The organism is Xanthobacter pseudotagetidis (genome assembly GCF_043194795.2).
GTDB lineage: Bacteria > Pseudomonadota > Alphaproteobacteria > Rhizobiales > Xanthobacteraceae > Xanthobacter > Xanthobacter tagetidis_A.
The window spans coordinates 1,172,174-1,197,363 of sequence record NZ_CM195534.1 but is presented as its reverse complement, the minus strand read 5'-3'; the positions used below and the strand labels follow the sequence as shown (position 1 = coordinate 1,197,363).

Sequence of the window (25,190 nt, the reverse complement as noted above, 5' to 3'; positions counted from 1 at the left end):
TGCCGCCCAGCCCGCCAGCGCGCCAGCACGGCGACAGCCCGAGGGAGACGACCATGGCCGACATGACCGAAGACCTCGTGCGTAGCGCCCTCGCCAAGGTGCGCACGCCCGAGGGCGTTCCGCTTTCCGCCTCCCCGGCGCTCGCCGGCATCGTCGTCACCAGCGGCAAGGTCTATCTGTCCATCAATATCGACGAGGCCCAGGCGCGGGCGTGGGAAAGCGTTCGCGGCGCTGCGGAGGCGGCGGTGCGTGCGCTGCCGGGCGTCGCTTCGGCGCTGGTCACGCTCACCGCCGAGCGCAAGGCTTCGGCCCGCCCCGGGCCGCCGCCCGCGCCCGGCGCACCGTCGCCGGGCCGCGCCATCGAAGTGCCGGGAGTGAAGTCCATCATCGCGGTGGCCTCGGGCAAGGGCGGTGTCGGGAAGTCGACGCTCTCCATCAATCTCGCGCTCGGGCTGCGCGACCTCGGCCTGAAGGTGGGCCTGCTCGATGCCGACATCTACGGCCCCTCGGTGCCACGCCTGTCGGGCGTTGCCCGGAAGCCCGAGCTGGTGGATGGCAAGACCATGCTGCCGCTGGAGAATTTCGGGCTCCAGCTGATGTCCATCGGCTTCCTCGTCGAGGAAGAGACGCCGATGATCTGGCGCGGACCCATGGTCATGTCCGCGATCTCGCAGATGCTGCGCGAGGTGAAGTGGGGCCCGCTCGACGTGCTGGTGGTGGACATGCCGCCCGGCACCGGCGACGCGCAGCTCACCATGGCGCAGCAGGTGAACCTCGCCGGAGCCGTCATCGTCTCGACGCCCCAGGACCTTGCCTTGATCGATGCCCGGCGCGGCGTCGCCATGTTCCAGCGCGTCAACGTGCCGATCCTCGGCGTGGTGGAGAACATGGCCTATTTCGTGTGCCCGCACTGCGGCACGCGCTCGGAGATCTTCGGCCATGGCGGCGCGCACGCGGAGGCGGACAAGCTCGGCGTGCCGTTCCTCGGCGAGATCCCGCTGCACATGCGCATCCGCGAGATGTCGGACGCCGGCCTGCCGGTGCTGGTGGCGGACCCTGAGGGCGCGGAGGCGGGCGCCTACCGCGCGGTGGCGCGCGAGGTGAAGGCGGCGCTGGAGCGCGCGAGCGGCGCGGCGCGCAAGGCTCCGCGCATCGTGATCGAATAGCCGGCGCGGGGCCCCTCTACGACTAAGGTCGTACCGGCAAGGATGCTTCCCTATCAGGGACGGGCACACTAGAAGTGGAGAATGTCGCCTCGCCCGCGCGTTCCGCGCCCGCGTGCGCGGCCAAAATCGTCTAGGGAGCCTCCCTTCATGAAACGCCGTGAATTCCTGACCGCCGCCACCGCGGGCGTCGCTGCCTCCTCGGTCGCCATGCCGGCCATCGCGCAGTCCGCGCCCGAGGTTAAGTGGCGCTGCACCTCGTCCTTCCCGAAGTCGCTCGACACCATCTACGGCGCCGCCGAGCTGATGGCGAAGACCGTCTCCGAGCTCACCGACGGCAAGTTCCAGATCCGCGTCTTCGCCGCGGGCGAAATCGTGCCCGGCCTCCAGGCGCTCGACGCGACCCAGAACAACACCGTCGAGATGTGCCACTCGGCGTCCTATTACTATGTCGGCAAGGACCCGACCTTCGGCATGGGCACCGCCATCCCGTTCGCCCTGAACACCCGGCAGATGAATGCCTGGTTCCTGTTCGGCAACGGCCTGACGCTGATGAACGAGTTCTACAAGGACTACAACGTCAACATGCTGCCGGGTGGCAACACCGGCGGCCAGATGGGCGGCTGGTTCCGCAAGGAGATCAAGACCGTCGCAGATCTCAACGGCCTCAAGATGCGCATCGCCGGCATGGGCGGGCAGGTGATGGCCAAGCTCGGCGTGGTGCCGCAGCAGCTCGCCGGCGGCGACATCTACCCGGCGCTGGAGAAGGGCACCATCGACGCCGCCGAGTGGGTCGGCCCGTATGATGACGAGAAGCTCGGCCTCTTCAAGGTCGCGAAGTATTACTACTATCCCGGCTGGTGGGAGGGCTGCGCGGCCCTCAACTTCTTCTTCAACACCACGCAGTGGAACAACCTGCCGCCGCTCTACCAGGCTGCCCTCACCGCCGCCTGCGCGCGCGCCAACGAGAGCATGCTCGCGAGCTACGACGCCAAGAACCCCATCGCCATCCAGAGCCTCGTGAAGAGCGGCACCCAGCTGCGCCGCTATCCCAACGACGTGATGGATGCGGCCTACAAGGCGTCCCACGAGATCTACGAGAAGCTGTCGACCGAGAACCCCAAGTTCGGCAAGGTGTGGAACGACCTCAAGGCATTCCGCAACAACGCCTACACCTGGTGGCAGATCGCCGAGTTCAACTACGACGACTACATGGTGCGCGCCCGCTCGCGCGGCTGACGTATCACACCATCCACGCGGCATGGCGGCCCCGGAGCAGCGCGCTCCGGGGCCGCCATCGTTTCGCACGGGCGCTTCGCGGCGGCGATCCGCGCGATAGCCGAAGGTTACGGGCGCGCCTGGTTCTTGCCGCCCTCGACGGCACCGCCGCTATGGCCGTCCGGCCGGTTCGGCGTGGAGGGCCGCGGATTGACCGAGCCGGTCGGGTTCATGTCGGCACCGCCGCCATAGCCAGGCGTCGCCTGGTTCTTGCCAGCCTCGACCGCACCGCCGGTGTGGCCGCTCGGGCGCTGCGGGGTGTTTGGAACGGGATTGGCCGGCGCCGCGCTCGGATCGACCGCGCTGGCGCCCGGCGTCGCCTGGGTGCGCCCGCCTTCCATGGCCGGACCAGTGGAGGTGTTGGCATTGGGCTTCGACTGCGCCATGGCCATGCCGGTGGTGGCGAGAAGAACGGTGCCCGCAACAAGAAGACGCTTCATTTCTTCGGCTCCCTCGTTTCTGGAGCCCCCTGCCTGACCCAACACCGCAGCCGCCGGATGGTTCGCGTGAGCGCGGCCGCAGGCACCGATACGCCCCGCGCTTGATCCGAGCGCGCCGCGAAACTAGGGTCGCGCCGCGCGAGACCTCGCGCCGGGGACGGGCGTCCCCGTCCCGCCGCCGGCCTATGGGCCGGCGGAGAACACCGCGAGCACCATGACCGACCCCGCTCTGCCGCCGCACATGCGGCCCGACCGTTCCTTCCAGGCCCTGTTGCTGACGCTTCAGCGCTTCTGGGCGGACCAGGGCTGCGTCATCCTCCAGCCTTACGACATGGAAGTGGGCGCGGGCACGTTCCATCCGGCGACCACCCTGCGGGCGCTCGGGCCGCGCCCCTGGAAGGCGGCCTATGTGCAGCCCTCGCGCCGCCCGAAGGACGGGCGCTACGGCGAGAACCCCAACCGGCTGCAGCACTACTACCAGTTCCAGGTGATCCTGAAGCCCTCGCCCGAGAACCTGCAGGAGCTCTACCTCAAGTCCCTGGAGGCCATCGGCATCGATTTGCGGCTCCACGACGTGCGCTTCGTCGAGGACGACTGGGAGAGCCCGACGCTGGGCGCCTGGGGCCTCGGCTGGGAATGCTGGTGCGACGGCATGGAGGTGTCGCAGTTCACCTATTTCCAGCAGGTGGCGGGCTTCGAGTGCGCCCCGGTCTCGGGCGAGCTGACCTACGGCCTGGAGCGCCTCGCCATGTACGTTCAGGGGGTGGAGAACGTCTACGACCTGAACTTCAACGGCCGCGAGGGGTCTGAGAAGACCACCTATGGCGACGTCTTCCTCCAGGCAGAGCAGGAATATTCCCGGCACAATTTCGAGGCGGCGGACACCGACATGCTGTTCGAGCAGTTCCGCATGGCCGAGGCCGCCTGCCAGAAGTACCTCGCCTTCGGCGACAAGGGCGAGCGGCACGACATGGTGCTGCCGGCCTACGACCAGTGCATCAAGGCCTCGCACGTCTTCAACCTGCTCGATGCGCGCGGCGTCATCTCCGTCACCGAGCGCCAGAGCTACATCCTCAAGGTGCGCGAGCTGGCGAAAGCCTGCGGCGCAGCCTGGCTGAAGACCGAGGCGGGCGGAAGGGCGGCGGCATGAGCGGCGCTCCCCGCAGCTCGGCCGCCACCACGCGCGGCGTCCTGAACATTCTCTCGGGAACAGAATAAATCCCCATGCCCGACCTCCTGCTTGAACTCTTCTCCGAGGAAATCCCCGCCCGCATGCAGGCGCAGGCGGCGGAGGCGCTCAAGAAGCTCGTCACCGACGCGCTGGTGGAGCGCGGCCTCATCTATGAGGGCGCCAAGGCGTTCGTGACGCCGCGCCGGCTCGCGCTCTCGGTGCACGGCCTGCCGGGCCGGCAGGCGGACCAGAAGGAAGAGAAGAAGGGCCCGCGCGTCGGCGCGCCGGAAGGCGCGCTCCAGGGCTTCCTGAAGAGCGCGGGGCTCGCCTCCATCGATCAGGCGACGATCCAGAGCGACCCGAAGAAGGGCGACTTCTATGTCGCCGTGATCGAGAAGAAGGGCCTGCCGACACCGGACGTGATCGCCGAGATCGTGCCGGACATCATCCGCCGCTTCCCCTGGCCGAAATCCATGCGCTGGGGCTCCGGCACCCTGCGCTGGGTGCGCCCGCTCCATTCCATCGTCGCCACCTTCGGCGCCGAGGGGGACGAGCCGGAGGTGGTGCGGTTCGAGGTGGACGGCATCGAGGCCTCCAACGTCACGCGCGGTCACCGCTTCATGGCGCCAACGCCCTTCACGGTGAAGCGGCTCGACGACTGGATGGCGAAGCTGGAGGCCGCCAAGGTGGTGGCCGACCGCGAGCGCCGCAAGCAGATCATCCTCAACGACGCCAAGGACCTGGCGCTCGCCGCCGGCCTGGAACTGGTGGAGGACGAGGGCCTGCTGGAAGAGGTGTGCGGCCTCGTGGAATGGCCGGTGGTGCTCATGGGCGCGTTCGAGGAGCGCTTCCTCGACATCCCCGACGAGGTGATCCGCGCCACCATCCGCGCCAACCAGAAGTGCTTCGTGCTGCGGAACCCCGAAACCGGCCGCCTCGCCAACCGCTTCCTCCTGATCTCGAACCTCGTGGCCTCGGACGGCGGCAGGGCCATCGTCGCCGGCAACGAGCGCGTGATCCGGGCGCGGCTGTCCGACGCGAAGTTCTTCTGGGACACCGACCGGGCGCACAAGCTCGACAGCCGGCTTGAGAAGTTCAAGTCAATAACGTTCCACGAGAAGCTTGGCTCACAGGCCGAGCGCATTGCGCGCATCGAGCGGCTGGCGGTTCAACTCGTCGAGTCCGGCGTGGTGAAAGCGAACATCTCGGACGTCTCTTCGGCCGCGCGCCTTGCCAAGGCGGACCTGCTTACGGAGGTGGTGGGCGAGTTCCCCGAGCTGCAGGGCCTCATGGGCCGCTATTACGCCGAAGGCGAGAAGCTGCCCCCCGAGGTCGCCGCCGCCTGCGAGGACCATTACAAGCCCCAAGGTCCGAACGACCGCGTGCCCACGGCGCCGGTCTCTGTGGCCGTGGCGTTGGCGGACAAGATCGACACGTTGGTGGGCTTCTGGGCGATCGACGAGAAGCCCACCGGGAGCAAGGACCCCTATGCGCTGCGCCGGGCGGCGCTGGGGGTTATTAGGATTGTGCTGGAGAATGGGCTGCGGGTCGACCTTCGTGAGGTCTGTCTCGTTAGCTTTGAACAACACTACCATCGTCACGGCGGATCGATGGACATGCGTGTCTATTTCGAGAGCGCATCCAATCAGAAAAATAAAACCTTCGAGACGTTGGCCGACCTCCTCTCCTTCTTCGCCGACCGCCTCAAAGTCTATCTCCGCGACCGCGGCGCGCGGCACGACCTCGTGGATGCCGTGTTCGCCCTCGAAGGGCAGGACGACCTGCTGCTGGTGGTCCGCCGGGTGGAGGCGCTCGGGCGCTTCCTCGACACCGAGGACGGGAAGACCCTGCTGGCCGGCTATCGCCGCGCGGTGAACATCCTGCGCATCGAGGAGAAGAAGGACGGCCGCGCCTTCACCGGCCCCACCAATGCCGCGCTGCTGAAGGAGCCGGCCGAGGAGCACCTCGCCGCCGCCATCGAGGACGTGAAGGCGCGCGTGAAGAAGGCCGTGGCGGCGGAGGACTTCGCGGCCGCCATGACCGCGCTTTCCGACCTGCGCGCCCCGGTGGATGCCTTCTTCGACGCCGTGACGGTGAACGACAAGGAGGCCGCCCTGCGCGAGAACCGCCTGAAGCTCCTGGACGAAATCCGCGCCGCCACCCGCGGCATCGCCGATTTCGACCTGATCCAGGGCTAGCCTGGATAACGCGTTCTCTATCCGTAAGTTAGAGCACGATCCGACGGCCCCGCTGGGGGCCGTTTCACCTGGCGTCCCGCTTTCGTCCCGCCCGCTGGGCGAAGGCGACCACCGCCACCACGGCGACGGCGAAGCCGACCGTTTCCAGGGTCGGCACCTCGCCGTTGATGGGCCAGGCGAGGCCCACGGTGACGAAGGTCTGGAGCAGCTGGACCTGGCCGACGCGGGCGATGCCGCCCATGGCGAGGCCGGCGTTCCAGAAGAAGAAGCCCACGAACTGGCTGATCACGCCGAGATAGGCGAGCGCCGCCCAGGAGGCCGGCGCCACCGCCTCCACACGCGCCGGGAAGGTCGCCAGCGCGCCGATGAGGTTCACCGGCAGCGCCAGGATCAGCATGAAGCAGATCACCTCCCATCCGGTCATGGTGCGCGCGAGCCGTCCGGCAACGGCGTAGCCGCAGCTGCAGGCGATCACCGCGAGCACCAGGAGACCGTCGCCATAGCCGAGGCCGGCGCCAGCGCCGTTGCGCAGCGCGAAGGTGGCGATCAGGGCGGCCCCGGTCGCGCTGGCGCCGATCAGGCCGAGGCTCGGGCGCTCGCCCGCGAACAGCATGGCGGCGATCGCGGTGGTGAGCGGCAGCAGCCCCAGCACCACGCCGCCGTGCGAGGCCGGCACGGTCTGCGTGGCCACGGCCATCAGCAGCGGGAATATGAACACCAGGGCCACGGTGGCGACCAGGAGATCGACGAGCGTGCGCCCGCGCAGCGGCACCGGCCGGCCCATGACGATGACGAGCGTCACCGCGAGCACGCCGCCGATGGTGGCCCGCCCGAAGGAGATGAACCAGGGGCCGAGATCGTCGAGGGCGAGGCGCGTCATGGGCAAGGTGACGCCGAACATGACGACGCCGCAGAAGCCCAGAAGAAGGCCGAGGAGGACGCGGCGCTGCATAAGCTGTTCCGGAACAGCAGGCCGCGGGACGCGGGACCTGCCCGCGCTGCTTAAATGGTAGGCAGAACGAAGGACAGCGATTTCCCCTGATGGAGCCATCACGCTTGCTGATGCGACGGGGCGAGCATCGCCTTCAGCGCCTCGAAGGCGGCCGAGCGGTAGCCTTTCCGGCGGATCAGCAGCGTCGGCAGGCGGGCGATGGGCGCGGTGACGAGGCCGGCCAGCCCCGGCCGCAGATCGAGCACCGAGGCCGGCACTGCCGCGACTGCCACGCCCGCGGCGACGCAGGCCAGCATGGCGTCGTAGGATGCAAGCTCCATGCGTCGCAGCGGCCTCCGGCCGGCCCGCCCACCCTGAAGCCAGGCCTCGGCCAGCGCCCGATAGGTGCAGCCCGCCGGCAAGACGGCGAGGGTGTCGGGCCCGACGTCGTCCGGACCGGTGATCGCGCCATGCCCCGGCGGCGCCACCAGCAGCAGGTCCTCCGCGAATACCGGCGCCGCTTCCAGCGCGGGGTCGAGACCTGTGGCGCCCTCCTCTCCCGGCAGCGCGGCAATCAGGGCGCAGTCGAGATCGTGCTCGCGCACCCGGGCCGCGAGATCGCGGCTGGTTCCGGTGACGAGCTCCAGCGCCACATCGGGATAGGCCGCATGGTAGCGCGCCAGCGGCGCCGGAAGCCGGCTCGCCGCCGTGCTCTCCATGGCGCCGAGCCGCAGCCGGCCGGCGGGAACGCCGGGCCGCACCGCGCTCCGCGCCTCCGCTTCGAGCGCCAGCAGGCGGAGCGCGAAGCCGAGGAAGGTCTCGCCCTCGGCGGTCAGCGTCATGCGCTTGCCGTCGCGCAGGAACAGCGCCGCGCCGAGGTCATCCTCCAGCGAACGGATGCGCGTCGTGACGTTGGACGGTGCGCGGTCGAGCGCCGCGGCGGCGCGGGTGACGCTGCCGGCCGCGGCCACGGCGCGGAACACGTCAAGGCTGGAGAGATCCACGGTCGAGTTCCAAATTGGAGAATGATATTTGATTTTTATTCTCTATTGAGAAATATTGCACGCCTGCCAGGCGCCCACAAGGTGCCACCGCCCCGCGATCCCGCGGCCTGGGCGAACGCGCCCGAGGAGACGCGCCATGTCCGCTTCCCCATCCTCCGCCGCCGCGTGGCCGGATCGCCGGCTGCTCGACCTGTTCGGCATCGGCCTGCCGATCCTGCTCGGGCCGCTGGCGGGACCCGGCACCCCGGAGCTGGCGATCGCGGTGACGCAGGCCGGCGGGCTCGGCGCCCTGCCCTGCACCATGTACGATCTCGCCCGGTTCGAGGCGGCCCTGCGCCAGGTGCGCGCGGGCGCCTCCGGGCCGGTCAACGCCAATTTCTTCGCCCACCGCCCGCCCGCGCCCGACCCCGTTGCCATGCTCGCCTGGCGAGCACGGCTCGCGCCTTATTATGTGGAGCTGGGGCTCGACCCGGAGCTTGCCCCGCCGCCCGGCGGACGCACGCCCTTCGATGCCGATTTCTGCGCGGTGGTGGAGCGCCTGCGGCCGGAGGTGGTGAGCTTCCATTTCGGCCTGCCCGAGCCATCCCTGCTCGACCGGGTGAAGACGACCGGCGCCAAGGTGATCTCGGCCGCCACCACCGTGGCCGAGGCCCGCTTTCTTGCCGATCAGGGCTGCGACGCGGTGATCGCCATGGGGCTGGAAGCCGGCGGCCACCGCGCCACCTTCCTCGATGCCGATGTGGAAGAAGCCATGGCGCGCCAGCCGGGCACCTTCGCGCTGGTGCCACAGGTGGCGGATGCGGTGCCGGTGCCCGTGATCGCGGCGGGCGGCATCGCCGACGGGCGTGGCATAGCCGCCGCTCTGGTGCTGGGCGCGAGCGCGGTGCAGATCGGCTCCGCCTTCCTGCTCACGCGCGAGGCCAGCACCCCGGAGGTTCACCGGGCGGCCCTGCGCGCGGCGCGCGACGACGCGACCGCGCTCACCAACCTGTTCACCGGCCGGCCGGCGCGCGGGCTCATGAACCGGGTGATGCGGGAGGTCGGCCCCATGAGCGCGGACGCGCCCGCCTTCCCGCTGGCCGGCGGCGCGCTGGCGCCGCTGAAGGCCAAGGCGGAGGCGGCGGGCGCCGCCGACTTCACCAACCTCTGGGCCGGCCAGGCCGCCGCCCTCTCCAGGCGATACGAGGGCATGGGCGCGGGCGATCTCGTCGCGCGCCTGGCCGAGGACGCGCTCGCCCGGCTCCCGGCGCACAGCAGGTAGGACAGGCGCCCGGCCGCCGTATCAGAAGCGATCGTTCACGCCGCCTCTGAGGACGCGACCGCCGAAGCCCACGCCGCGCGGGCCGAACACGGCCTGAAACGAAGCCGGACGACGGCGGCCCCATGACGTGGATACCTCCACTCCCAGCCACCGCGTCTAGTTGTCAACGACGACAGACGACGCCCGCCCCCTGGCTCTCGGCGCGGTCAATGCCTAACTTGCGCCCATGAACGGCCGCCGCCCAACAGACCCGCCCGAGATCGCCCTAGACCCGACCGTGATGGCCCAGGACGCCGCTGCTGCCGGCGCCCCCGCGCAAGAGGCCGCACCGGCGGAAGAAGAGGCTCCCGCGGCGGAGAGCCTCGCCACCGGCCGCGACGCCATCGTCAAGGCGGCGAAGCATGCGCCCGCCGGGCCCGGCGTCTACCGCATGATCGATCGCGCCGGGCAGGTGCTCTATGTGGGCAAGGCGAAAAGCATCAGGAAGCGGGTACTGAGCTACACCCGCCCGGTCGGCCACACCAACCGCATCGCCCGCATGATCGCGGCCACCGTCGCCATGGAGTTCGTCTCCACCCGCACGGAGCCCGAGGCGCTGCTGCTGGAGGCGAACCTCATCAAGCAGCTGAAGCCGCGCTTCAACGTGCTGCTGCGGGACGACAAGTCCTTCCCCTACATCCTCATCACCGCCGACCACCTGTCGCCGCAGATCCTCAAGCACCGCGGCGCGCGCTCACGGCCGGGGGATTATTACGGCCCGTTCGCCAGCGTCTGGGCGGTGGACCGGACCATCAACGCGCTCCAGCGCGCGTTCCTCCTGCGCTCGTGCTCGGACAGCTATTACGAGAACCGCACCCGGCCCTGCCTGCTCTACCAGATCAAGCGCTGCGCCGGCCCCTGCACGGGCGAGATCGGCCATGAGGACTACAAGGAGCTGGTGCGCGAGGCGCGCGCCTTCCTCTCTGGCCGCTCCAAGGCGGTGAAGGAGGAACTGGCGCGGGAGATGGATGCCGCCTCCCAGGAACTCGAGTTCGAGCGCGCGGCGCGGCTGCGCGACCGGCTCGCCGCGCTCTCGGCGGTCCAGGGCTCGCAGGGCATCAACCCGCGCGGGGTGGAGGAGGCGGACGTGTTCGCCGCCACCCAGCAGGGGGGCGCCACCTGCATCGAGGTGTTCTTCTTCCGCACCGGCCAGAACTGGGGCAACCGCGCCTACTATCCGCGCGCCGACCGCTCGCTGTCCGAGGCCGAGGTGCTGGGCGCCTTCCTGTCCCAGTTCTACGAGGACAAGCCGGCGCCGCGCCTGATCCTGCTCTCGCACGCGGTGGAGGAGCAGGACCTGATCGCCGAGGCGCTGTCCGAGAAGGCCGGCTTCAAGGTGGAGATCGCGGCGCCCAAGCGCGGCGAGAAGCGCGACCTCGTCGACCACGCGCTCCAGAACGCCCGCGAGGCGCTGGCCCGGACGCTGGCCGAGAGCGCGACCCAGACCAAGCTCATGGAGGGCGTGGGCAAGGCGTTCTGCCTTGCGGCGCCGCCGCGGCGGATCGAGGTCTACGACAATTCCCACATCATGGGCACCAACGCGGTGGGCGGCATGATCGTCGCCGGCCCGGAGGGCTTCGCCAAGGGGCAGTACCGCAAGTTCAACATCCGCTCGACCGACCTCACCCCTGGCGACGATTTCGGCATGATGCGCGAGGTGCTGCGCCGTCGCTTCTCGCGCCTGCTGAAGGAGGCGCCGCGGGGGGAGGCAGGGTCTGCGCCCTCCCCCCTTGTGGGAGAGGGATTAGGGGAGGGGTCGCCCCCCGCAAGAGATATGGCCGAGGCCGAAGAGGGAGTGACACACCCCGCCCTGCCCTCCCCCACAAGGGGAGAGGGTGGATTGCAAAAAGGCGGGACCTCCGCCGACATGCCGCCGCCCGACGAGGATATCGGCCCGGGGGCCGCCGAGGAGGAGGATACCGCCGCCATCGCCGACACCCCGCCCTGGCCGGATCTGGTGCTGATAGACGGCGGGCTCGGGCAGCTCAACGCCGCCCGGCAGGTGCTGGAGGAGCTGCGAATCACCAGCGTGCCCCTGGTGGGCATCGCCAAGGGGCTCGACCGCGAGGCGGGGCGCGAGCAGTTTTTCCTTCCCGGCAAGACACCCTTCCGCATGGAACCGCGCGACCCGGTGCTCTATTTCATCCAGCGGCTGCGCGACGAGGCGCACCGCTTCGCCATCGGCTCGCACCGGGCGCGGCGCAAGAAGGACATCACCGAGGCGGGGCTTCAGGCCATTCCCGGCGTCGGGCCAACCCGGAAGCGCGCGCTGCTGCGCCATTTCGGCACGCTGAAGGCGATCGAGCGCGCCTCCCTCGCCGACCTCGGGCAGGTGGACGGCATCAACGCCTCGACCGCGCAGGCGGTCTATGACTACTTCCACGGGCGGCCCTGAAGCCCCCGCTCCCAGCCTCGTTCCTTGACGGGGGCGCCGGAGCCGACCAAGGAAGAGGGGACAAGTCCGGGTGCCGCCGTCCTGCGGCCCCGAGGAAGAGTGATCCCATGGCCGACGCCGCCACCCGCCCCGCTCCCGCGAACGCCAGCCCAGCCGCGCGCGGCCATGCGTTCTCGCTGCCGAACCTCTTGACCTACGGGCGCTGCGTGGCGGTGCCGGTGGTCGCCGGGTGCCTGTTCTGGTCTGACATCCTCCAGGGCGGCCTGTGGCTGCGCTGGGTGGCGCTGGCGCTGTTCATCGCCGCCGCCATCACCGACTTCTTCGACGGCTACCTCGCCCGCGCCTGGTCGCAGCAATCCGCCATCGGCCGGATGCTGGACCCGATCGCCGACAAGCTCCTGGTCTCCACCTGCCTGCTGATGCTGGCCTCCGACGGCACCATCCGCGGCTGGTCGCTGTGGGCCGCCATCGTCATCCTGTGCCGCGAGATCCTGGTCTCCGGCCTGCGCGAGTTCCTGGCTGAGCTGCGCGTCTCGGTGCCGGTCTCCCGGCTCGCCAAGTGGAAGACAACGCTCCAGCTGGTCGCCGTAGGCGTCCTGATCGCCGGGCCGGCGGGCGAGAAGGTGCTGCCCGGCGTCTCGCTTTTGGGCCTGACGCTGCTGTGGGTCTCGGCGGTGCTGACGCTCTATACCGGCTATGACTATTTCCGGGCGGGGGCGCGCCATCTGGTGGGAGACAGGCCGTGAAGGTCCTCTATTTCGCCTGGCTGCGCGAGCGCGTCGGCCACGCCGAGGAGACGGTGGAGCCGCCGGCCGAGGTGGTCACGGTGGCCGACCTCGCCCGCTGGCTGGCGGCGAAGGACGAAGCCCATGCCCATGCGTTCCAGAACCCGGCGGTGGTGCGCGCCGCTCTCGACCGCCGCCACGTGAAGCCGGACGCGCCGATCGCCGGGGTGAGGGAGATCGCCTTCTTCCCGCCCATGACGGGAGGCTGAGCGCCATGTTCGAGGTGCGCGTGCAGGCCGAGGTCTTCGATGCGGGCGCGGAAGCCGCGCGCCTGTCGGACGGCCGCGCGGACGTGGGCGCGCTCGTCACCTTCACCGGCCTGTGCCGCGCCGATCCCGACGCGGCCGGCGCTCCGCTCACCGCTTTGGTATTGGAGCACTATCCCGGCATGGCTGAGGCGGAGATGGCGCGACATCTCGACGAGGCGCGGGCCCGCTGGCCGCTCGCCGGCGCCGTCATCGTCCACCGCCACGGGCGCATCCTGCCCGGCGAGCCGATCGTGCTGGTGGTAACGGCCTCCGCGCACCGCGAGGCGGCGTTCGCGGCGGCGTCCTTCCTCATGGACTGGCTCAAGACCAACGCTCCCTTCTGGAAGAAGGAGGAGCGCGGGAGTGCCGGCGACTGGGTCGCCGCCAAGGACAGCGACGACGCCGCGGCCGCCCGCTGGACGAAGGACTGAGGCCTGCCGCAAGGACGGTCGCGCTTGTGGATGCCCATGGCCGCGCCCGAGCCACAGCTTTTCCGCCACACCAAGTGCGCGTAAAATTAAACTAATGCCAGCCCCTCTCTGACGGCTGCCCGGACATCGGTAAAGGGCCTTGAAGGCCTGGGAGGCGAGCATGCGTCGCGAGTCGATCACCACGGGCGGGCGCGCCCGCATGCCGTTCCCTCGCGCTCTCCTGATGGCGCTTCTCCTGGCCTCGGCCAGCGCCATGCCGGCGGCCCGCGCGGCCGATCCGGCGCCGGCCGCCGCGCCCGCCATTCCCGTGAGCGTCGCCCAGGCGCAGCTGAAGCCGGTGAGCGAGGCGCTGGAATTCGTCGGCCGCGTGGAAGCCCCGGAGCGGGTAGAGATCCGCGCCCGCGTGAAGGGCATGCTGGAGGCGGTGCTGTTCAAGGAAGGCGAGACGGTGAAGGAGGGCGCCCCGCTCTACCGCATCGAGAAGCCGCTGTTCCAGGCCGACGTGGAGAACGCCCAGGGCGAGGTGGAGCGGGCGAAGGCCGCCCTGGAACTGGCCAAGATCCAGCGCGAGCGTGCCGACGAGCTGCTGGCGAAGAATGCCGGCACCGTGGTCGCCCGCGACCAGGCGATCGCCGCCGAGGCCTCCGCCAAGGGCCAGCTGCTCACCGCCGAGGCGCACCTGAAGACAGCGCAGATCAATCTCGGCTACACCGACATCGTCTCGCCCATCACCGGCAAGATCGGCCGCACCGCCTTCACCAAGGGCCATATCATCGGCCCCGAATCGGGCGTGCTCGCCACCGTGGTGAGCGAGAATCCCATGTACGTCACCTTCCCCGTCAGCCAGCGCGACTATCTGGAAGCGCAAAAGGAGGAGGGCAAGGTGGACCTCACAAACGTGGAGGTCCGCATCAAGTTCTCGGACGGCACGGTCTATCCCGAGGTCGGCCGCATCAACTTCGTCGACGTGAGCGTGAGCCGCTCCACCGACACCGTGATCATGCGCGCCGACGTCGCCAATCCGAAGGGCTCGCTCATCGACGGCCAGCTGGTGCGGGTGGAACTGAAGTCCGGAAAGCCGGACGAGAAGATCGTCATCCCCCAGGCGGCGCTGATCGCCGACCAGGGAGGCCTCTATGTATTCGTGGTCGAGGACGGCAAGGCGGTGACGCGGCGCATCAGGCCCGGCGGGGCGGTGGGCGCGAACGTGGTCGTCGAGGAGGGCCTGAAGGCCGGCGAGCAGGTGGTGGTGGACGGCTTCGAGCAGCTGAGGCCCGGCGCCGCGGTGCGCGCCACCCCCGCCGCCGGCCTCGCGAGCGGGGGCTGACCCCATGCTCTCGTCGGTCTTCGTCGATCGCCCACGCCTCGCGATCGTCATCGCCATCGTCACCGTGATCGCCGGCGCGCTGTCGCTGATGGCGATCCCGATCTCGCAGTATCCCGACATCATCCCGCCGCAGGTCTCGGTGACCACGGTCTTCCCCGGCGCCTCCGCCGAGGTGGTGGATTCCACCGTCGCTCAGCCCATCGAGGCGCAGGTGGTGGGCGTGGACAAGCTCATCTACATGAAGAGCGTCTCCGGCGACGACGGGTCCTACACGCTCACCGGCTCGTTCGAGCTCGGCACCGACCCGGACATCAACACCGTCAACATGAACAACCGCGTCCAGGTGGCGCTCTCCAAGCTGCCGGAGGATGTGAAGCGCCAGGGCGTGACGGTGAAGAAGAAGTCCTCCGCCCTGCTCGGCGTGCTCGCCGTCTACTCGCCCAAGGCGACGAAGGACCCGCTCTACCTCTCCAACTACGTCACCATCAACATCCTCGACGAGCTGAAGAGCATCCCGGGCGTTGGCGATGCCTCGCTCTGGGGTCCCCAGGACTACGCCATGCGCGCCTGGGTGAAGACCGACCGCCTGACCGGCCTCAACCTCACCACCGGCGACATCGTCGACGCCATCCGCGCCCAGAACGTGCAGGCGGCCGTGGGCCGCATCGGCGCCCGGCCGGTCTCCGACGACCAGCAATTGCAGCTCAACCTGCGCACCAAGGGCCGGCTCTCCACGGTGAAGGAGTTCGAGGACATCGTGCTGCGCACCAATCCGGACGGCTCGGTGCTCCGGCTCGGCGACGTGGCGCGGCTGGAGCTGGGCGCGGCCAACCTCGACCGCGAGACGCTGTTCAACGGCGGGCCGGCGGCGGTGCTGGCGCTCTACCAGTCGCCCGGCGCCAATGCCATCACCACCATCACCGCCATCCGCGCGCGCATGGCGGAGCTGGCGAAGGCCTTCCCCGAGGACATGGAGTGGAAGGTCACCTACGACCCCACCATGTTCGTCACCGAGACCATCCACGAGGTGCAGAAGACCCTCATCGAAGCCTTCATCCTGGTGGTGCTGGTGGTCTACCTCTTCCTCGGCTCGTTCCGCGCTACCCTGATCCCGACGCTGGCGGTGCCGGTGAGCCTGATCGGCACCTTCATCGTGCTGAACGCCATCGGCTATTCGGCCAACACCGTGTCGCTGCTCGCCATCGTGCTCGCCATCGGCATCGTCGTGGACGATGCCATCGTGGTGGTGGAGAACGTCGAGCGGGTGATGGAGGAGCATCCCGAGCTCTCGCCCGCCGACGCCACCAAGAAGGCGATGGCCGAGATCACCGCCCCCATCATCGCCATCACCCTGGTGCTGCTCTCGGTGTTCGTGCCGGTGGCCTTCATCCCCGGCATCTCGGGCGAGCTGTTCCGGCAGTTCGCGATCACGGTGGCGGTGGCCATGTTCCTGTCGGCGATCAACGCGCTGACGCTCTCGCCCGCGCTCTGCGCGATCCTGCTGAAGCCCACCCACGGGCCGCGCAAGGGGCCGATCGGCTACGTCATGCGGTTCATCGACCGGGTGCGCGACGGCTACGGCGCCATCGTCGGGCGCCTGGTGCGCTGGTCGCTGTTCGGGCTGATCGCGGTCGTTGTCGCCTCGGGCGGCATCCTCGCGCTCTCCAAGGCGACGCCCACGGGCTTCCTGCCGGAGGACGACCAGGGCGCCTTCTTCGTGGTGGTCCAGCTTCCCGGCGGCGCCTCGGTGGGCCGCACCGAGGAGGTGATCCGCAAGGCCGAGGCGGTGCTCAAGCAGGAGCATACGATCGAGGACTACACCTCGGTGATCGGCCTCAACTTCATCGACAACTACTCCCAGCCCAATGCCGGCTTCATCGTCGTCACGCTGAAGCCGTTCGAGGATCGCGAAGGGGTGGAGAACGGGGCCGCCGCCATCATCGACCGGCTCGGTGCGAAGATGCGCCAGATCCCGGGCGGCACGGTGGTGCCGCTGGCGCCGCCGCCCATCGTCGGGCTCGGCACCGGCGGCGGCTTCGCGTACGTGCTCCAGGACCTGCGCGCGGGCGATCCCAAGGTGCTGGCCCAGGTGCTGCGCGGCCTCATCATCGCCGCCAACCAGGACCCGCAGCTCTCGCGCGTCTTCTCCACCTACTCGGCCTCCAACCCCTCGCTCTTCCTCGACATCGACCGGGAGAAGGCGCAGGTGCTCGGCGTACCGCTGAGCGACGTGTTCCAGGCGCTCCAGACCTCGCTCGGCGGGCTCTACGTCAACGACATGAACCTGTTCGGCCGCACCTGGCAGGTGCAGGTGCAGTCGGAGGGCGAGGACAGGAAGAGCGTCGACGACGTCTACCGCATCCACGTGCGCAACAATAAGGGCGAGATGATCCCGCTGCGCTCGTTCGTGGAGGTGAAGGTGGAGGTCGGCCCGCCCGCGCTCATCCGCTACAACAACAAGCGCGCGGTGACGGTGCAGGGCGCGCCCGCGGAGGGCGTGTCCTCCGGCCAGGCGCTGAACGCCATGGAGCAGGTGGCGGCCAAGACCCTGCCCCAGGGCTTCTCCGGCGCCTGGACCGACACCTCGTTCCAGGAAAAGCGGGCCGAGGGCAAGACCGGCATCATCCTCGCCTTCGCGGTGCTGTTCGCCTTCCTGTTCCTGGTGGCGCTCTACGAGAGCTGGTCGATCCCGGTGCCGGTGCTGCTGTCGGTGACGGTGGGCATGGTCGGCGCGTTCGCCGCGATCCTGATGGCCGGGCTGACGCTCGACCTCTACGGGCAGATCGGCATGATCGTGCTGATCGGCCTCGCGGCGAAGAACGGCATCCTGATCGTCGAGTTCGCCAAGGAGCGGCGCGAGGCCGGCGAGCCGCTGCTCGACGCCGCCACCGAGGGCGCGCGCCTCAGGTTCCGCCCGGTGATGATGACTTCGCTCGCCTTCATCCTCGGCCTGCTGCCGCTGGTGGTGGCGACCGGGGCGGCGCAGATGGCGCGGCAGAACGTGGGCACGCCCGTCTTCGGCGGCATGATCGCCGCCTCGGTGCTGGGCATCTTCGTCATCCCGCCGCTCTACGTGATGTTCCAGGCGATCCGCGAGCGGCTGCGGCCCGGCGCGCGCCCCAAGGTACCGCCGCCGGGAGGGTTGGCAGCCGAGCCGTCGGCGCCGGGCCCACATTCTTGATCTGGCACAAGGAATCCTGCCGCGCGCTGCGGTGAGTGGAGGAGAACCGGATCGCGGCGGGTGACGCCGCCGCAGTCCGCACCGGGATCAGATCGACGCCAGACCGAAATCCTGCCCCGTGGGGGCGACCGACGCCCAAGGGAGTAGACCCATGACGGACGCTGCGAAGACCAAGGCCGCGGACACGCTGGCAGACGAGACCTTCATGTCCGCCGACGACCTGCGCTCCTACATGGACGAGCTGGAGCGGGCGAAGCTCAACACGGAGCTCGCCGCCATGGACCAGGCGGACAGGGCCCGCCAGGAGCTCATCAAGACCTTGTCCGAGCCCATCGACCTCACCCCGGAGCGCCTGCACGAGATCGCGCAGAACCTCGTGACCAAGATGCGTCTCGCCGCCCAGCGCGGGGAGACCGAGATCATGGTGATGCGCTTTCCCAACCTGCTCTGCACGGACAAGGGCCGCGCCATCAACAATGCCGAGGAAGGCTGGCCCGACACGCTGACCGGCCGTCCGCGCCAGGCGTTCGAGCTGTGGCGCGACCACCTGCGCCCGGCCCACTACAAGCTCAAGGCCATGATCGTCGACTGGCCGAACGGCATGCCGGGCGACGTGGGCTTCTTCCTCAGCTGGGCCTGAGCGCGCCAGCCGACCCGAACGGCGCGCGCCGCATGTTCACGGCACATAAGAACACGCCGGAGCAAAAAACCGAGAGGAGGACCGCCATGGCCGCCGAGCCGCTCAAGCGCAAGGACTACGAGCGCAAGCTGAAGAAGCTCCACGCAGAGCTGGTGCAGCTCCAGCTCTGGGCCAAGGAGACCGGCGCCAAGGTCTGCATCCTGTTCGAGGGCCGCGACGGCGCCGGCAAGGGCGGCGTCATCAAGGCCATCATGGAGCGTGTGAGCCCGCGCATCTTCCGCGTCGTGGCGCTGCCCCCGCCTACCGAGCGGGAAAAGTCGCAGATGTTCATCCAGCGCTACATCCCGCATCTGCCGGCGGCGGGCGAGATCATGATCTTCGACCGCTCCTGGTACAACCGGGCCGGGGTCGAGCGCGTCATGGGCTTCTGCACCGACGAGCAGGCGGAGAAATTCCTCCTGGCGACGCCGCTGGTGGAGCGCGCCATCGTCGAATCGGGCGTCATCCTCCTCAAATACTGGCTGGAGGTGTCGCAGGACGAGCAGACCAAACGCATGGAGAGCCGCATCGACGATCCGCGCAAGGTCTGGAAGCTCTCGCCCATGGACGTGGAATCCTATGCCCGCTGGAGCGACTATTCCCGCGCGCGGTCCGAGATGATCGCCGCCACGGACACCGAGTGGGCGCCCTGGCATGTCGTCTTCTCGGACGACAAGAAGCGTACCCGCCTCAACATCATCTCCCACCTGCTCTCACAGATTCCCTACACCGAGGTGAAGCGCGAGAAGGTGAAGCTGCCCAAGCGCGGCAAGGACCACGGCTACGAGGACCGATTCGCGCCCCGCCACGTTGTGCCGGAGCGGTTCTGAAGCGGGAGCGGGGCCACTGCGCGACGCGGTAGGCTGTGGCTTCGCCGCTGCGGCCATGCCACGGTGCCCTCAATGGGTGCAAGACGAGATATCGGCCTCCTGTTCCTGCACGCGCTGCCCCTCGACGGCACCATGTGGGACGGCCAGCGCGATTTGCTCCCGGGCGCGAGCCACACGCCGGCCCTCTATCGCCGCGGCGAGGGCGTGCAGGACTGGGCGGCGTCCGCCCTTGGCGAGGCGACGCAAGAACGCCTGGTCGTGGTCGGCTGCTCGGTCGGGGGATCGTGCGCGCTTGAGGTGGCTGCCGCCGCACCCGACAGGGTCGCCGCCCTGGTTCTCATCGGCACCAAGGCACAGCGTGCGCCGGACCCGGCCCTGCGCCAGCATGCGCTGGACACGCTGGCGCGGCACGGCATGGAGGCGGCGTGGGACCAATTCTGGTCGCCCCTGTTCTCGAACGGGGCGGCGCGCGAGACGGCAAGGCAAACCTTTCTGCGCCAGGCCCCGGACGATATCGCGCGCGGCATCCGGGCCTTCCACGCGCGGCCGAGCCGGCATCGCATCCTGGAACGCATCCCCGGCCCGGTGGTTGTGATCTCCGGCGCCGAGGATACGGCTCCCGGCCCGAGGACCAGCGCGATCCAGGCCGCCGCCGCGCCCCGGGGACATCTGGAGATCATTCCCGCGTGCGGGCATTACGTACCCCTGGAGCAGCCGGAAGCCCTGAACGCCATCCTGCGGCGCCTTCTGTCGATGCTGTGGGCGCAGGCCTGATCCTGTCCGGATCGATGGCCTGCCGCGCGCGACGGACCGCTTGCCCCATGCCGGCGGATGGGCACAATCCGCGCCATGCTCGCGCGCGCCGAATCGTCCCCCGTCACTGCCGGCCCCGCTTCGGAGGCGATCTGCGGCCGCGAGGCCCTGCTTGATCCCTCCGGCGCGCTGTTCCTGGTGGAGGAGCGGGCCCTGGTGGTGGCGGACATGCACCTGGAGAAGGGCTCCGCCTTCGCCCGGCGCGGGCAGATGCTGCCGCCCTACGACACCGCCGAGACCCTCGCCCGCCTCGCCGCCCTGGTGGCGCGCCTGAAGCCGCGCCTAGTGGTGGCGCTGGGCGACAGCCTGCACGACCGCTGGGGCGCCGAGCGCCTCGGCACGGAGGCCCGCGCGGCGCTCGCCGCGCTCCAGGCAGGCCGCGACTTCCTCTGGATCGCCGGCAATCACGACCCCGAGCCGCACGGGCTCGGCGGCGCCTGCGCGCCCTGCCTCGACCTCGGCGGCCTCGTGCTGCGCCACGAGCCGGGCGTAGGCTCGCGAGGCGGCCCGGGCGAGATCTGCGGCCACCTCCACCCCGTCGCCCGGGTGGTGCGGCGCGGGCGGGCGCTCCGGCGGCGCTGCTTCGTGACCGACGGCGCGCGCATGGTGCTGCCCGCCTTCGGCGCCTATGCCGGCGGCCTCGAGGTTTCCGCCCCCGCCATCGCCGGCCTGTTCGGCCCCGGCGGATTCACGGCCCACCTTCTGGGCGAGGGCCGCACCTATCGTCTTACCTCCGATGCCTGCTTCTGAGGGACATCCTCAGCGCAGCCGCCACAGCAAGGCGAGCAGGACCGCTGCCACCAAGGCGAGGCCCACAAGGGCCGCGAACACGGCATCCGCCCCGCCGGCCGACAGCAGATAGGCGGCTGCGGACGGCGCCAGCGCCTGCGACAGCAGCGCTGGCCGGGCCAGCCGGCCCGAGAGGACCGGATAGCGCTCGGGCCCCAGAAGCGCGAGCGGCACCGTGCCCTTGGCGATGGAGAAGATGCCGTTGCCGGCGCCATAAGCCGCCAGCGCCACCGCGACCACCGGAAAGCCCAGCGCCAGGAGGCCGACGCCCACCCCCATGAGGATCACCGCCCCGGTCATGGTCCACAGGGGGTGATGCCGTCCGCCGCTCGCCTGCTCGATCAGCCGGGCGAACACCTGGGCCGGGCCGATCAGCGTGCCCGCGGCCACCGCGGCGGCGAGCCCGAGGCCCTTCGCCTGGAGCAGCATCAGGATCTGCACCGAGACGATGGCGGTGATGGTGCCCGCGGCGGTGACGATGCCGGCCAGCAGCAGGAAGCGCGTGCGGTCCACGCCGTCGAGCCGGAACGTGCGTGCCGCAGCCCTGCGGGCATCCGGCTCCGGCTTCGGCAACGGCGCGGGCAGCGCGATCCAGAGCAGCGGCATGGAGACGCAAAGCTGAAGGGCGGCATAGGCGAGGCACGCGCCACGCCAACCGAGATGGGTCTCCAGAAACGCCGAGATCGGCCAGCAGACCGTGCTGGCGAAGCCGCCCCACAGGGTGAGCGCGGTGATGGCGCGGCGCGCCGAGGCGCCCAGGATATGTCCCAGCGCCGCGAACGCCGCGTCATAGAGGCTCGCCGCCATGCCGGCGCCCATCAGGCACCAGCCCAGGGCGAACACCGCGAGGTTCGGCGCCAGCCCGAGCGTGGCGAGGCCAAGCGCCAGCAGCGCGCAGCCCGCGGCAAGCGCCGGCCGGCCGCCCCGCGCACCGATGACCGTGCCGACCCGCGGCGCCACCAGGGCGGCCACCAGAAGGCCGAGCGACATGGCCCCCATGATCCATTGCAGCGGCCAGCCGGTATCGGCGGCGATGGGCGGGGCGAGAACGGAGAGCAGGTAGTAGGACGATCCCCAGGCGAGGATCTGCACCACGCCGAGCGCGGCGATGGCGCCGCGGCCCGCGCCCCGGACGTGCGCGGGCGGCGGAGAAGAGGGGACGCCGTCAGTCATGGGACGCCGGCGCCGGGCTGCGCGCGGCGGCGGACATCGATCCTCGGCATCGCACCCCGCCCCACGATCCGCTCCCCGCCAGCCACCCGCCCGCCGTCCAGCTCCGAGAGCACGATCCGATCAAACTGCATCAATTTGATCGGTGAATCGCCCTCGGACTTTAGGCTTGAGAACGCGCGTTCCGCTCGACGTGCGATGCAGCCGGGCAACGCATGCTCTAGCAGCGATTCGGCTGTTTCACGAGTGCGTTATCGGAAGGGCTCGGGAACGGGCACGTCGTCTCGCTCATGCCGGCCGGCGGCGGATGCGCACGTAGAGCGCGCCCTCGCCACCGTGGCGGCGCCCCGCCTCCTCGAAGCCCACCACCACGGCGCGCAGATCCGGTTCGGCGAGCCAGAGCGGCACCGCACGCTTGAGCACGCCGCGCGCGCCCTCCGCGAGCCCGAGATCGGCCATGGCGGCGCCGCGCTCGCCCTTGCCGGTGATGACGAGCACCACGCTCAGCCCGCTGGCCTGGGCGTCCTTGAGGAACTGGCGCAGGCGCCGGTGGGCGGCGGCCTGGGTGAGGCCGTGCAGGTCGAGCCGCGCATCCACGGCGGCGCCGCGGGCGAGGCGGCGCCGCGCCTTCGGCTCCAGCGCCGCGAGCGGCGGCACGGCCGGCGCGGGGACGGGAGCGGGCAGCGGACGGAGGGAGGCCGCCCGCGCCGGCGGTTCGGCCGGAGCCGGCGGCGCGGGCTCCGGCGGCGGGGCGTCCGCAACGGCCTGCGGCCGCAGGGGTGTGACCGAGCGCGTCACCTGATCCCAGAGCGCGCGCTCCTTCTCGTCGAGCGTCCGGCGCCGCCCGCGGCGGCTCATCGACGCGCGTCCGCGGCGGCAGGCGCGGCGAGCCGCGGCACCAGCAGCGTGAAGCCGCCGGGATGGCGGATGCGCCCGGCGCGCGAGCCGGCCTCCCGGCCGGCGCCGAAATAGATGTCCGCCCGCGCCGGTCCGACGATGGCCGAGCCGGTGTCCTGGGCGATCATGAGATGGCGGAACGGCTCGGCCGTGCCCGGCGCCGAGAGCGGCAGCTCGGCCTCCACGAACACCGGCGATCCGTAGCTGTGCAGGCGCCGGTCCACGGCGATGGAGCGCCCCGCCGTCAGCGGCACGCCCTGCGCGCCCATGGCCCCGGCATCCGGCGGCAGGTCCAGCGCCTTGAAGAACACATAGGACGGGTTCTCACGCCTGAGCGCCCGGCCGGCCTCGGGATCAGCCTCCATGACGGCGCGGATGCGGTCCATGGACATCTCGTCCCGCGGCACGATCCCGCGCTCGATCAGGAGCCGGCCCACGGGCAGATAGCGGTGGCCGTTATAGCCGTCATAGTTGAGCTTCAGCACCCGCCCGTCGGGCAGGCGCACCCGGCCCGACCCCTGAATTTGCATGAAGAACAGGTCCACCGGGTCCTTCAGGAAGACGATCTCCAGCCCCTGGCCGGCGAGCGCCCCGTCCTCGATGGCGGCGCGGTCGAAATAGGGCACGAGCTTGCCGTCCACGCGCCGGCCCACGGGCCCAGAATTGGCGGTGGGACTTTCCATGACGAGATCGTTCGGCCGGGCGTAGACGGGCACGGAGAAGGCGTCCGTGGGCGCGGGCGCGCCTTCGGCTTCCACCTCGTAATAGCCGGTGTAGAAGCCCTCGTCGCGCCCGTCCGGAATGACGCGGAAGGGGCGGAAATTGGCCTCGAAGAACAGCCGCGCCAGCGGGGACAAGGGGCGGCCCGGGCCGAGCCGGCGGGCGGCGGCGCACGCGTGGGCGAGGCCAGCCTTCAGCGTCGGCGCCGATCGCGGCCCGGCCTCCGGCATGGCGCGGCCGAGCGCGGCGCAGCTCTCCAGGAAGGTCGCGAAGGCGGCCGCCGCGTCGTCCTGCCCCCACCCCTGAAGCGCGCCATAGGCGACCGGCGCGAGCCGCGCCCCGGCGATGGCGGGCGCCGTCACCACCGCCGGCGGGGAAGCCGCCGCGGGCGAAGCCGAGCCCGTCCAGAGGCCGAGCGCCAGCGCGCCGAGAGCCGCAGCGCCGGCGCGCCGCACGCGGCAAGGCTCGGCCGAAGGAAGAGCAAGGCGGGGCATGCGGGCGCCGCCACAAGATGGCGATACGGCCGACGCGTGCGGCACGGCCGCCTCACCGTGCCGCCTCACTGGGCGGCTTCGGTGGCCACCAGCTTCCAGTTGGGATCGCGGGCGCCGAGTTCGCGGGCGAAGGTCCACACGTCGGTCACGTCCGCCACCGTGTCTGGGCTGCCGTCAACCACCGAGCCGTCGCGTCCCCGGGTCACCGAGATCAGCTTCGAGACGAAGCGCACCGTGAGCTGCGCGTTGCGCCCGCGCACGGTGGCGTCCTGCAGCTCGGCGCGCTCGATGGAGACGAAGTGCGATTCCATGGTCTCGCCCCGGCTCTCGCGGTCGGCGATGGCGGCGACGAAGCCGTCATAGACGTCCTTGGCGAGCAGGTCCTTCAGCTGGCGGCGGTCGCCGGCGGCGAAGGCGGTGACGATCATCTCGTAGGCCGCCTTGGCGCCGGTGAGGAAGTGCTTGGCGTCGAAGTCGCTTTCCTGGCGGGCGATCTCGTCGAGCGCCGCGGCGATGGCGGTGCCCTCCTCGGTCACGCCCTCCCAGCGGAAGCCGGCGGGCGCAGCCTCCTCCTCCACACCGCCCGGCGCGGGCGCGGCCGGCGCGCGCTCGGGCAGCGTCACCACGTTGCTCTCCGGCGCCGGCTGCGGCGGGCGCGCCGCGTCGCGGGAATAGGGATCGTACGGCGGCCGCTCGCGCCCGGTGCGCTGGCCGAGCACGCTGCGCAGCCGCACGAAGATGAACACGGCCAGAGCCAGAAAGATGATCGTGTAGATGTCGAGCACTGCGCTTCGCCATGCCTTGCGCCCCGGCGACCCCCGCCTCCGGGACTTCGTTGCCTCGTTCAGGACTGGCGCGCGCCTGCCATGAAGGCGCCGTGCCGGCCCGTCGAATGGGAGGATGGCCGGCGGTCGATGCCGCATCCCGCGCCGTGCGCCCTCCCGGA

At 70.4% G+C, this 25,190-nt stretch carries 22 protein-coding genes; 15 read left to right on the top strand and 7 right to left on the bottom strand.

Features of this window, described 5'->3' with window-relative positions:
- The first annotated feature begins 53 nt into the window (after positions 1 to 53).
- Both V5F67_RS05540 and V5F67_RS05535 read left to right on the top strand, forming a co-directional pair.
- Positions 54 to 1,166: an Mrp/NBP35 family ATP-binding protein gene (locus V5F67_RS05540; protein ID WP_394018397.1), complete on the top strand. Its 1,113-nt coding sequence runs from the start codon at positions 54 to 56 to the stop codon at positions 1,164 to 1,166.
- 147 nt (positions 1,167 to 1,313) lie between these two features.
- Positions 1,314 to 2,402: a TRAP transporter substrate-binding protein gene (locus V5F67_RS05535; protein WP_394018399.1), complete on the top strand. Its 1,089-nt coding sequence runs from the start codon at positions 1,314 to 1,316 to the stop codon at positions 2,400 to 2,402.
- A 107-nt stretch (positions 2,403 to 2,509) separates the two neighbouring features.
- Here the strand turns inward: V5F67_RS05535 and V5F67_RS05530 are convergent, their stop codons facing one another.
- Positions 2,510 to 2,881 carry a hypothetical protein gene (locus V5F67_RS05530; protein WP_394018401.1) on the bottom strand — a complete coding sequence of 124 codons (372 nt, stop codon included), beginning with the start codon at positions 2,879 to 2,881 and terminating at the stop codon, positions 2,510 to 2,512.
- Positions 2,882 to 3,095: 214 nt separating this feature from the next.
- Here V5F67_RS05530 and V5F67_RS05525 point away from each other — a divergent pair, with 214 nt between their 5' ends.
- Complete coding sequence (locus tag V5F67_RS05525) at positions 3,096 to 4,031, top strand: glycine--tRNA ligase subunit alpha (protein ID WP_394018403.1); 936 nt, start codon at positions 3,096 to 3,098, stop codon at positions 4,029 to 4,031.
- A 74-nt stretch (positions 4,032 to 4,105) separates the two neighbouring features.
- On the top strand, positions 4,106 to 6,250 hold the full coding sequence (gene glyS / locus V5F67_RS05520; RefSeq protein ID WP_394018405.1) for a glycine--tRNA ligase subunit beta: 2,145 nt from the start codon (positions 4,106 to 4,108) through the stop codon (positions 6,248 to 6,250).
- Between the two features lie 64 nt (positions 6,251 to 6,314).
- Here glyS and V5F67_RS05515 read toward each other — a convergent pair whose 3' ends face one another.
- Together V5F67_RS05515 and V5F67_RS05510 are read right to left on the bottom strand one after the other, a co-directional pair.
- Entirely contained in the window at positions 6,315 to 7,202 is an 888-nt protein-coding gene (locus V5F67_RS05515; protein WP_394018407.1) for a DMT family transporter, read from the bottom strand.
- 98 nt (positions 7,203 to 7,300) lie between these two features.
- A complete protein-coding gene (locus V5F67_RS05510) occupies positions 7,301 to 8,185 on the bottom strand; it encodes a LysR substrate-binding domain-containing protein (RefSeq protein ID WP_394018409.1) in 885 nt (294 codons plus the stop codon).
- Between the two features lie 136 nt (positions 8,186 to 8,321).
- Between V5F67_RS05510 and V5F67_RS05505 the strand changes: the two genes are divergently transcribed.
- From V5F67_RS05505 to pdeM, 11 genes are all read left to right on the top strand, one after another.
- Entirely contained in the window at positions 8,322 to 9,446 is a 1,125-nt protein-coding gene (locus tag V5F67_RS05505; protein WP_394018411.1) for an NAD(P)H-dependent flavin oxidoreductase, read from the top strand.
- A gap of 226 nt (positions 9,447 to 9,672) precedes the next feature.
- On the top strand, positions 9,673 to 11,880 hold the full coding sequence (gene uvrC, locus V5F67_RS05500; protein ID WP_394018413.1) for an excinuclease ABC subunit UvrC: 2,208 nt from the start codon (positions 9,673 to 9,675) through the stop codon (positions 11,878 to 11,880).
- Between the two features lie 107 nt (positions 11,881 to 11,987).
- Positions 11,988 to 12,626, top strand: a complete 639-nt coding sequence (gene pgsA / locus V5F67_RS05495; protein ID WP_394018415.1) for a CDP-diacylglycerol--glycerol-3-phosphate 3-phosphatidyltransferase — start codon at positions 11,988 to 11,990, stop codon at positions 12,624 to 12,626.
- A complete protein-coding gene (gene moaD, locus V5F67_RS05490) occupies positions 12,623 to 12,874 on the top strand; it encodes a molybdopterin converting factor subunit 1 (protein WP_394018417.1) in 252 nt (83 codons plus the stop codon). The genes pgsA and moaD overlap by 4 nt, the downstream gene beginning before the upstream one ends.
- A 5-nt stretch (positions 12,875 to 12,879) precedes the next feature.
- Complete coding sequence (locus tag V5F67_RS05485) at positions 12,880 to 13,344, top strand: molybdenum cofactor biosynthesis protein MoaE (protein ID WP_394018418.1); 465 nt, start codon at positions 12,880 to 12,882, stop codon at positions 13,342 to 13,344.
- 160 nt (positions 13,345 to 13,504) lie between these two features.
- Complete coding sequence (locus V5F67_RS05480; protein ID WP_394018420.1) at positions 13,505 to 14,671, top strand: efflux RND transporter periplasmic adaptor subunit; 1,167 nt, start codon at positions 13,505 to 13,507, stop codon at positions 14,669 to 14,671.
- Positions 14,672 to 14,675: 4 nt separating this feature from the next.
- Entirely contained in the window at positions 14,676 to 17,852 is a 3,177-nt protein-coding gene (locus V5F67_RS05475; protein WP_394018422.1) for an efflux RND transporter permease subunit, read from the top strand.
- A 151-nt stretch (positions 17,853 to 18,003) separates the two neighbouring features.
- Positions 18,004 to 18,492: a hypothetical protein gene (locus V5F67_RS05470; RefSeq protein WP_394018424.1), complete on the top strand. Its 489-nt coding sequence runs from the start codon at positions 18,004 to 18,006 to the stop codon at positions 18,490 to 18,492.
- An 86-nt stretch (positions 18,493 to 18,578) separates the two neighbouring features.
- Positions 18,579 to 19,361, top strand: coding sequence for a polyphosphate kinase 2 (gene ppk2 / locus V5F67_RS05465; protein ID WP_394018426.1), 783 nt, complete (start codon positions 18,579 to 18,581; stop codon positions 19,359 to 19,361).
- 72 nt (positions 19,362 to 19,433) lie between these two features.
- Positions 19,434 to 20,135: an alpha/beta fold hydrolase gene (locus V5F67_RS05460; protein ID WP_394018428.1), complete on the top strand. Its 702-nt coding sequence runs from the start codon at positions 19,434 to 19,436 to the stop codon at positions 20,133 to 20,135.
- A 75-nt stretch (positions 20,136 to 20,210) separates the two neighbouring features.
- Positions 20,211 to 20,924: a ligase-associated DNA damage response endonuclease PdeM gene (gene pdeM / locus V5F67_RS05455; RefSeq protein ID WP_394018430.1), complete on the top strand. Its 714-nt coding sequence runs from the start codon at positions 20,211 to 20,213 to the stop codon at positions 20,922 to 20,924.
- A gap of 9 nt (positions 20,925 to 20,933) precedes the next feature.
- Here the strand turns inward: pdeM and V5F67_RS05450 are convergent, their stop codons facing one another.
- From V5F67_RS05450 to V5F67_RS05435, 4 genes are all read right to left on the bottom strand, one after another.
- The gene (locus tag V5F67_RS05450) at positions 20,934 to 22,136 is read right to left on the bottom strand and encodes an MFS transporter (RefSeq protein ID WP_394018432.1); all 1,203 of its coding nucleotides are present in this window, start codon (positions 22,134 to 22,136) and stop codon (positions 20,934 to 20,936) included.
- 285 nt (positions 22,137 to 22,421) lie between these two features.
- Positions 22,422 to 22,991 (bottom strand): Smr/MutS family protein, encoded by a 570-nt coding sequence (locus tag V5F67_RS05445; protein ID WP_394018434.1) that lies wholly within the window; start codon positions 22,989 to 22,991, stop codon positions 22,422 to 22,424.
- A complete protein-coding gene (mltA, locus tag V5F67_RS05440) occupies positions 22,988 to 24,205 on the bottom strand; it encodes an MltA domain-containing protein (RefSeq protein WP_509210614.1) in 1,218 nt (405 codons plus the stop codon). Before mltA ends, V5F67_RS05445 begins: the two co-directional genes overlap by 4 nt.
- A gap of 104 nt (positions 24,206 to 24,309) precedes the next feature.
- Positions 24,310 to 25,029 carry a Tim44/TimA family putative adaptor protein gene (locus V5F67_RS05435; protein WP_394018438.1) on the bottom strand — a complete coding sequence of 240 codons (720 nt, stop codon included), beginning with the start codon at positions 25,027 to 25,029 and terminating at the stop codon, positions 24,310 to 24,312.
- Positions 25,030 to 25,190 lie beyond the last annotated feature (161 nt).

What these genes read in the sequence shown, in the direction of transcription:
- V5F67_RS05540 (WP_394018397.1), top strand. Translation starts at nt 54, where the DNA reads ATGGCCGACATGACCGAAGACCTCGTGCGTAGCGCCCTCGCCAAGGTG.
- V5F67_RS05535 (WP_394018399.1), top strand. Translation starts at nt 1,314, where the DNA reads ATGAAACGCCGTGAATTCCTGACCGCCGCCACCGCGGGCGTCGCTGCC.
- V5F67_RS05530 (WP_394018401.1), bottom strand. Translation starts at nt 2,881, where the DNA reads ATGAAGCGTCTTCTTGTTGCGGGCACCGTTCTTCTCGCCACCACCGGC.
- V5F67_RS05525 (WP_394018403.1), top strand. Translation starts at nt 3,096, where the DNA reads ATGACCGACCCCGCTCTGCCGCCGCACATGCGGCCCGACCGTTCCTTC.
- glyS (WP_394018405.1), top strand. Translation starts at nt 4,106, where the DNA reads ATGCCCGACCTCCTGCTTGAACTCTTCTCCGAGGAAATCCCCGCCCGC.
- V5F67_RS05515 (WP_394018407.1), bottom strand. Translation starts at nt 7,202, where the DNA reads ATGCAGCGCCGCGTCCTCCTCGGCCTTCTTCTGGGCTTCTGCGGCGTC.
- V5F67_RS05505 (WP_394018411.1), top strand. Translation starts at nt 8,322, where the DNA reads ATGTCCGCTTCCCCATCCTCCGCCGCCGCGTGGCCGGATCGCCGGCTG.
- uvrC (WP_394018413.1), top strand. Translation starts at nt 9,673, where the DNA reads ATGAACGGCCGCCGCCCAACAGACCCGCCCGAGATCGCCCTAGACCCG.
- pgsA (WP_394018415.1), top strand. Translation starts at nt 11,988, where the DNA reads ATGGCCGACGCCGCCACCCGCCCCGCTCCCGCGAACGCCAGCCCAGCC.
- V5F67_RS05485 (WP_394018418.1), top strand. Translation starts at nt 12,880, where the DNA reads ATGTTCGAGGTGCGCGTGCAGGCCGAGGTCTTCGATGCGGGCGCGGAA.
- V5F67_RS05480 (WP_394018420.1), top strand. Translation starts at nt 13,505, where the DNA reads ATGCGTCGCGAGTCGATCACCACGGGCGGGCGCGCCCGCATGCCGTTC.
- V5F67_RS05475 (WP_394018422.1), top strand. Translation starts at nt 14,676, where the DNA reads ATGCTCTCGTCGGTCTTCGTCGATCGCCCACGCCTCGCGATCGTCATC.
- V5F67_RS05470 (WP_394018424.1), top strand. Translation starts at nt 18,004, where the DNA reads ATGACGGACGCTGCGAAGACCAAGGCCGCGGACACGCTGGCAGACGAG.
- ppk2 (WP_394018426.1), top strand. Translation starts at nt 18,579, where the DNA reads ATGGCCGCCGAGCCGCTCAAGCGCAAGGACTACGAGCGCAAGCTGAAG.
- V5F67_RS05460 (WP_394018428.1), top strand. Translation starts at nt 19,434, where the DNA reads ATGGGTGCAAGACGAGATATCGGCCTCCTGTTCCTGCACGCGCTGCCC.
- pdeM (WP_394018430.1), top strand. Translation starts at nt 20,211, where the DNA reads ATGCTCGCGCGCGCCGAATCGTCCCCCGTCACTGCCGGCCCCGCTTCG.
- V5F67_RS05450 (WP_394018432.1), bottom strand. Translation starts at nt 22,136, where the DNA reads ATGACTGACGGCGTCCCCTCTTCTCCGCCGCCCGCGCACGTCCGGGGC.
- V5F67_RS05445 (WP_394018434.1), bottom strand. Translation starts at nt 22,991, where the DNA reads ATGAGCCGCCGCGGGCGGCGCCGGACGCTCGACGAGAAGGAGCGCGCG.